Annotated in this window: 3 protein-coding genes and 1 pseudogene; all 4 read left to right on the top strand. The window is 66.8% G+C overall.

From position 1 onward, the window contains the following. Nucleotides 1-256 (top strand): annotated as a pseudogene (locus LPN03_RS20350) (DUF3375 domain-containing protein); the annotation flags it as partial. Beyond that, the gene (locus tag LPN03_RS20345; protein ID WP_262455702.1) at nucleotides 253-981 is read left to right on the top strand and encodes a DUF4194 domain-containing protein; all 729 of its coding nucleotides are present in this window, start codon (nucleotides 253-255) and stop codon (nucleotides 979-981) included. The pseudogene LPN03_RS20350 and the gene LPN03_RS20345, both read left to right, overlap by 4 nt. Then, nucleotides 978-4280 (top strand): ATP-binding protein, encoded by a 3303-nt coding sequence (locus LPN03_RS20340; RefSeq protein ID WP_165183717.1) that lies wholly within the window; start codon nucleotides 978-980, stop codon nucleotides 4278-4280. Before LPN03_RS20345 ends, LPN03_RS20340 begins: the two co-directional genes overlap by 4 nt. A gap of 259 nt (nucleotides 4281-4539) precedes the next feature. Beyond that, entirely contained in the window at nucleotides 4540-5721 is a 1182-nt protein-coding gene (locus LPN03_RS20335) for an NADP-dependent malic enzyme (protein WP_262455700.1), read from the top strand. Nucleotides 5722-5750: the final 29 nt, after the last annotated feature.

The raw sequence follows: 5750 nt of genomic DNA, 5'->3' as shown, positions 1-5750 counted from the left end.
GCCCGCCCTGCACGCCGCCGTCGGACGCGCCCGGGCCACCCGCAACGGCACCGCCACCCTGGCCGACGCGTACGCCGAGCTGCCGGCGGAACTGCGCCACATCAACTCCATCCGGGGGCTGGTCCTGGCCGCACGCAGCACGGACCAGGCGTTCGACGCAACCCGCACGCAAACACTCCGCTTCACCCAGATCAACGGCACCGAGCGCACCGCCCGGCTGCCGCTGGTCACCTTCACAAAGGACACCGCACCATGATCCCCGGTCCCGAATCCGACACGCACGACGCCGGCACCCCGGCACCAGGTGCCGTCCCCGGCATCGCCTACCGGTCCGAGCGCGCCTTGTTTGCCGGCGACACGGGCACCTTCGCCCTGGACATCCGCCAGTCGCTGGTGCGGCTTTTGCGGGGGCCGTACATTGACGGCACCGCAGACCCGGCCCTGTGGACCACCATCCTCACGCACCGCGCGTCCCTGCAGCAGTACCTGAGCGAGATTTTCCTGCTGCTGTCCATCGATCCGGAACGGAAGATCGCGCTGCTGCAACCGGCGGAGATCGACGCCGTCCACACCCAGCCCATCGTGGCGCGCAAACCGTTGCGCCGGGAGGAGACCCTCCTGGCATTGAGGCTGCGCATGCTCCTGGACCGCCACGCCGGCACGGGCACCGACGTCACCATTACGCGTTCCGGGGCCCGGGAAATCCTGGCCGAACATCGCCGCCCCGGGGCCCTGGACGACAAGCGCCTGGACGAACAAACCGATGCGGCCCTGGCGCGCCTGCTGGCCCTGAAGCTGCTGCTGCCCAGCGAACTGGCCACCGAATACCGGGTCAGCAACGCCCTGGCCCTGGCCCTCCCCTTTGACTCCATCGACCAAATCCCCGCCTACCTGGCCGCCCTCGACGCGGACGGCGCCCACGAGATTGAGCGTGAAACTGCAGCCGAGCTGGAACTGACCCTGGAGGATGACGCCGAATGAGCATTGCCACCACCTTGCCCATTGGCGAGGAAATCAACCCCGGCCAGTACCGGCTGAGCCAGATCCAGATCATCAACTGGGGCACGTTCCACGGCCGCCACGCCATGTACGTGGACCGGGCCGGCACGCTGCTCACCGGCCATCCCGGCGTGGGCAAGTCCACCTTGTTTGACGGTATCCAGCACATTTTCTACGCGGCTCCACGCCTCAATGAGTCCGCCCACGAGGCTTCCAACCGCAAGGACAGGCGCACCACGTTCAGCTACATGCGGGGGCGCAAAATCAAGACGGCCGGCGGCACCGTCTACCAGCGGCCCAGCGCCACCTGGTCCGCCACCGCCCTGGTTTTTGAGGACGGGCTGGGCCGGCGCGTCAGCATTGCCGCCCTTTTCGACCTGCCGGCCAACGGGCTTGAAGGCCAGGTGGGCAAACACTACGTGATCCACGACCAGCCGCTGGACACCGCGGCGTTGGAAAGGCACGGAAGCCGGCGCTTCTCGCCGTCGTCCCTGCACGCCGCTCTGCCCGGCTGCGAGGCCTTCGATGTGCACAAGACCTTTGCCGAACGCTTCCGCCGGAAGCTGGGCATCGACAATGACAAGGCGTTCAGCCTGCTGCGCACCCTGCAAAACGGCAAGGGGCTCGACAAGGGCGTGAACCGCTTCTTCCGTTACGAAGTCCTGGACAAGCCCGCCACGCTCGCCGCCGCCAGGGCAGCCGTGGAGGATTTCAGCCACCTGCGCGGCATCTACCGCCAGCTCGAGGATGCCCGCGGGCAGCGCGATGCCCTGGCGCCGGTCCCGGAACTGAACCGCAAGCTGCGGGATCTCAGGGAATCTTTAAACCGCACGGTTGAACTAAAAAATGTCCAGCTGCCGCTGCTGGCGCAGCAGTTCCGCGCCGACCTGCTGGCCGGAAACTCCCGGGCACTCGGCAGCCGGCTGGAGGACAAGCGCCGCGAAATCGACGCGGCCGCGGCCGCCAAGGATGCACTGGCCGAGTCCGTGGCTGCGCTGGACGAGCAGCACGCCAGCCATGGCGGACGGGCCATCGACGGCCTGGAAAGGGACATTCGGACGGCGAAGAGGGAGTTCGAGGAACGCCTGCGCGTGGAATCGGCCGTCCGTGACGATCTCGACGCAGCCGGGCTTGCCTACGATTGGACCGCGGACGGGCTTGCCGCTGCCCGCGCGGCCGCGGAAGCCGGCGTCGAACTGCAACAGGCGGAAACGGAGTCCGCACGCACCCGCGAATATGAAGCGGTGGCCGCCAGCATCAACGCCAAGGCGGAGGAGAAGCGGCTGCGGGCGGAAATTGCCTCCTACCAGCGCCGCGGGAGCAACATTGACGGGCGCAGCGCTGCCGCCCGCCGGGCCATATGCGCCGAGACCGGGCTGGATCCGGCCGGGATGCCGTTTGCCGGCGAGCTTGTGGACATTGCCGACGGCGAGGGCGCCTGGCGTCCGGCCGCCGAGAAGGTGCTGCGGTCCCTTGCCACCACGCTCCTGGTTCCCGGAGAGCACATCAAAGCGGTGACCCGGGCCATCAACGCCCTGGACGGGTACGGGAAGCTGCGCTGGATGGACATGGGGGCACCGGCGCGGACCGCCGAACCGGCGGAGGGGGAACTCGCCACGAAGCTGGAGTTCCAAAAATCCGACGCCGGCGCCTGGCTGCGGTCCAAGGTGGCCCGTGACTTTGCGTTCCACTGCGTGGACCTGGACGCCGAACTTCACCAACACAGCCGTGCCATATCCCTTGCGGGCACGCTAAAGGTCAACTCGGCCACGTTTGAACGTGACACCCGCACGGTCAACCCCGGCGACTATCTGCTGGGCTTCAACAACGCGGACAAAATTGCCCAGCTCGAGGCCCGCGCCGGCGAACTTGCCGCCGACCACGAAGGCGCTGCAGCCCTTGCCGACCAGCGGAGCAAGGCGAAGGACACCCTGGTAGGCCGGCTTGCCGCGCTCAGGCGGGTTGCAGCCGACCAACGCGTATTCGAGCTTCTCGATTCAGCGCCGTTGGCCGCCCGGCTGGAGCAATTGGAGGCAGCCCTGCAGGCCACCATTGACAGCAGTGCCACACTCGCCCAGATCAGGGACGCCCTGGGCGGGGCAAAGGCGGAACTGGAGTCCGCCGTAGGGCGCCTGGCGGTGCTCAACAATGACCTGGCCGGCCTGGAGCGGGAACTCCGCGACGTCGGGCAGTTGGCGGAGCTGACCAGTCAACAGGCCGCGGACCAGCCGCCCGCTGACTGGGCAGCCGAGGCCCTTGCCCCCCATGTGGCCGACAGCGGGCCGGCGTCGCTGGCCGAGCTGGAACAGTTCACCAGCCGAACCACGGTGGAGGTGGGCGAGAGGATTGCCGCCCTCAAGGAGCGGGTGTTCCGTACCGAGGGGGCCCTGGCTGAAACGTTCAAGTCCTTCGCCCGCGAATTCGGGCCGTCCATGAGCGCCAGCCACGGTACGGGGGCCGACGCCGCGGAACAATATGAGCAGCTGTACGAGCGCATCCTCTCCGAGGGGCTGCCGCAGCGCCAGGACGAGTTCCGTGAGTACTTCAACAACCGCTCCTACGAACGCTTCTCGGACCTCCTCCAACTGCTCGAGGAGGAACGCCGCGCCATCGAGGAACGCATCCTTCCGCTCAACCAGATCCTGGAAGATGTGCCGTTCGAAAAGGGGAGCCGCCTGCGCCTGGAGGTCAGGACCACCATTCCGGATGAAGCCCGCACCTTCCGCGCTGACCTGAAGGACGCCCTGGGGAATGCGTACGCCAAGGCCACGGAGGAGAAGATGTCCGCCAGCTACCAGCAACTGGAGCGGCTGGTTGACGCCTTGAATGATTCCAGCCTGCAGGCGTGGGCGGACACGGTCCTGGACGTGCGCCAACATGTAACCATCAGCTGCAATGAGCACCGTCCCAATGGTGAAGTTGAACTGGGGCTGGAACCCGGCACGCTTTCCGGCGGCGAGGGTCAGCGCTTCACCTCCTTCATCATGGGCGCCGCATTGGCGTACCAGCTCGGCATCGACACCCAGGGGTACAGCACCTACGGGACCGTAATGATTGACGAAGCATTCATCCAGGCCAACTCTGAATACGCCGGGGCCGGCATCAACGCCCTGCAGGAGTTCGGCTTCCAGCTACTGCTGGCCGCCCCGGAGGACAAGGTGGATCTCGCCCGCCACCTTGGCTCGGTGACGGACATCATCAAGCACCCCCAGGCCAATGTGTCCGGCTTTGTTTCCACGGGACGCTCCCCCGCTACGGCAACGGACATCATCCTGCGCTGACGGTGGTGGCGTGTCACCATGTGACGTGCTGCCGGCCCCGTGTCGCAACCGGTTCCCCCTGCTGCGCTACTATGGGACATACAAAACCACAGCACAGGCCGTTTTTGCTGCTGCCCGTCCACCGACGTACGGGCGCGGCACGGCACTGCGAGGCGCCGCCGCACGCCACCTCCTTGCGCGGCAGCCGCCGTCGTCCGGGCAAATAGCCGCCTGGACGCTCTCGCGCCTCCCACCAATGGAAGCGACGCAGGAGACCCACGTGTCATTAGAAGCAACCCTGGCCCCGTCTGCCGGAAGCCAGATCCAATTGTCCGAAGAAGAAATATTTGCCGCCCACGTTGGGGGCAAGCTGTCAATATCCAGCAAGGTGCCCCTGGCCAGCCTCCGGGACCTCTCCATCGCCTACACTCCGGGCGTGGCCCAGGTCAGCAGGGCCATCGCCCAGGACCCGGCCGTGGCCGCCAGCCATACCTGGAGCAGCCGCCTCGTGGTGGTGGTCAGCGACGGCACTGCGGTGCTGGGACTGGGAAACATCGGTCCCCGGGCGTCACTGCCCGTCATGGAGGGCAAATCCGCACTGTTCAAGGCATTCGGCGACCTCGACTCCATCCCGCTGGTGCTGGACACCACGGACGTGGATGAAATCATTGAGACACTTGTCCGGCTGCGGCCCAGCTATGGCGCTGTGAACCTCGAGGACATTTCCGCGCCGCGTTGCTTTGAACTCGAAGCCCGCCTCATCGAGGCCCTGGACTGCCCCGTCATGCACGACGATCAGCACGGTACCGCCGTGGTGGTGCTGGCAGCATTGACCAATGCCGCCAAGGTGGTCGGCAAGGAATTTGCCTCCATGCGTGCCGTCATTTCCGGTGCGGGTGCCGCCGGCATTGCAGTGGCCCAAATACTGCTCGACGCCGGCGTCGGCGATGTGGTGCTCCTGGACTCGCGCGGCATCATTCATGCGGGCCGCGGGGACCTGAACGGTGTCAAGGCCGCCTATGCCGCCAAGACGAACCGCCACGGGCTGACCGGAGGCATTCATGAAGCGCTCGACGGCGCCGACGTGGTGGTGGGCGTTTCCTCCTCCACCATCGAGGAAGCTGCGCTGGCCGGCATGAACCAGGATGCCATCATTTTCGCGCTGTCCAACCCCGATCCGGAGGTACAGCCCGACGTCGCGGCCCGCCATGCCGCGGTTGTGGCCACGGGCCGCAGCGACTATCCCAACCAGATCAACAACGTCCTGGCGTTCCCCGGCATTTTCCGCGGCGCCCTTGATGCGGGTGCGCGCAGGATTACCCCTGCCATGAAGCTGGCGGCTGCCGGGGCCATCGCGGGATTGGTTGGTGCGGACCTGGCCGCGGACCATGTGGTGCCCAGTCCGCTCGATCCGCGTGTTGCTCCGGCCGTGGCGGCTGCGGTGGCGGGTGTTGTTGGGTAGTTTGGTGGGTTAAATGGAGGGAGGCCCCA

Source organism: Arthrobacter sp. A2-55 (assembly GCF_025548615.1).
GTDB classification, from domain to species: domain Bacteria; phylum Actinomycetota; class Actinomycetes; order Actinomycetales; family Micrococcaceae; genus Specibacter; species Specibacter silviterrae.
Note: the sequence above shows the minus strand (reverse complement) of the source record. Positions and strands in the feature narration are given on the sequence as shown.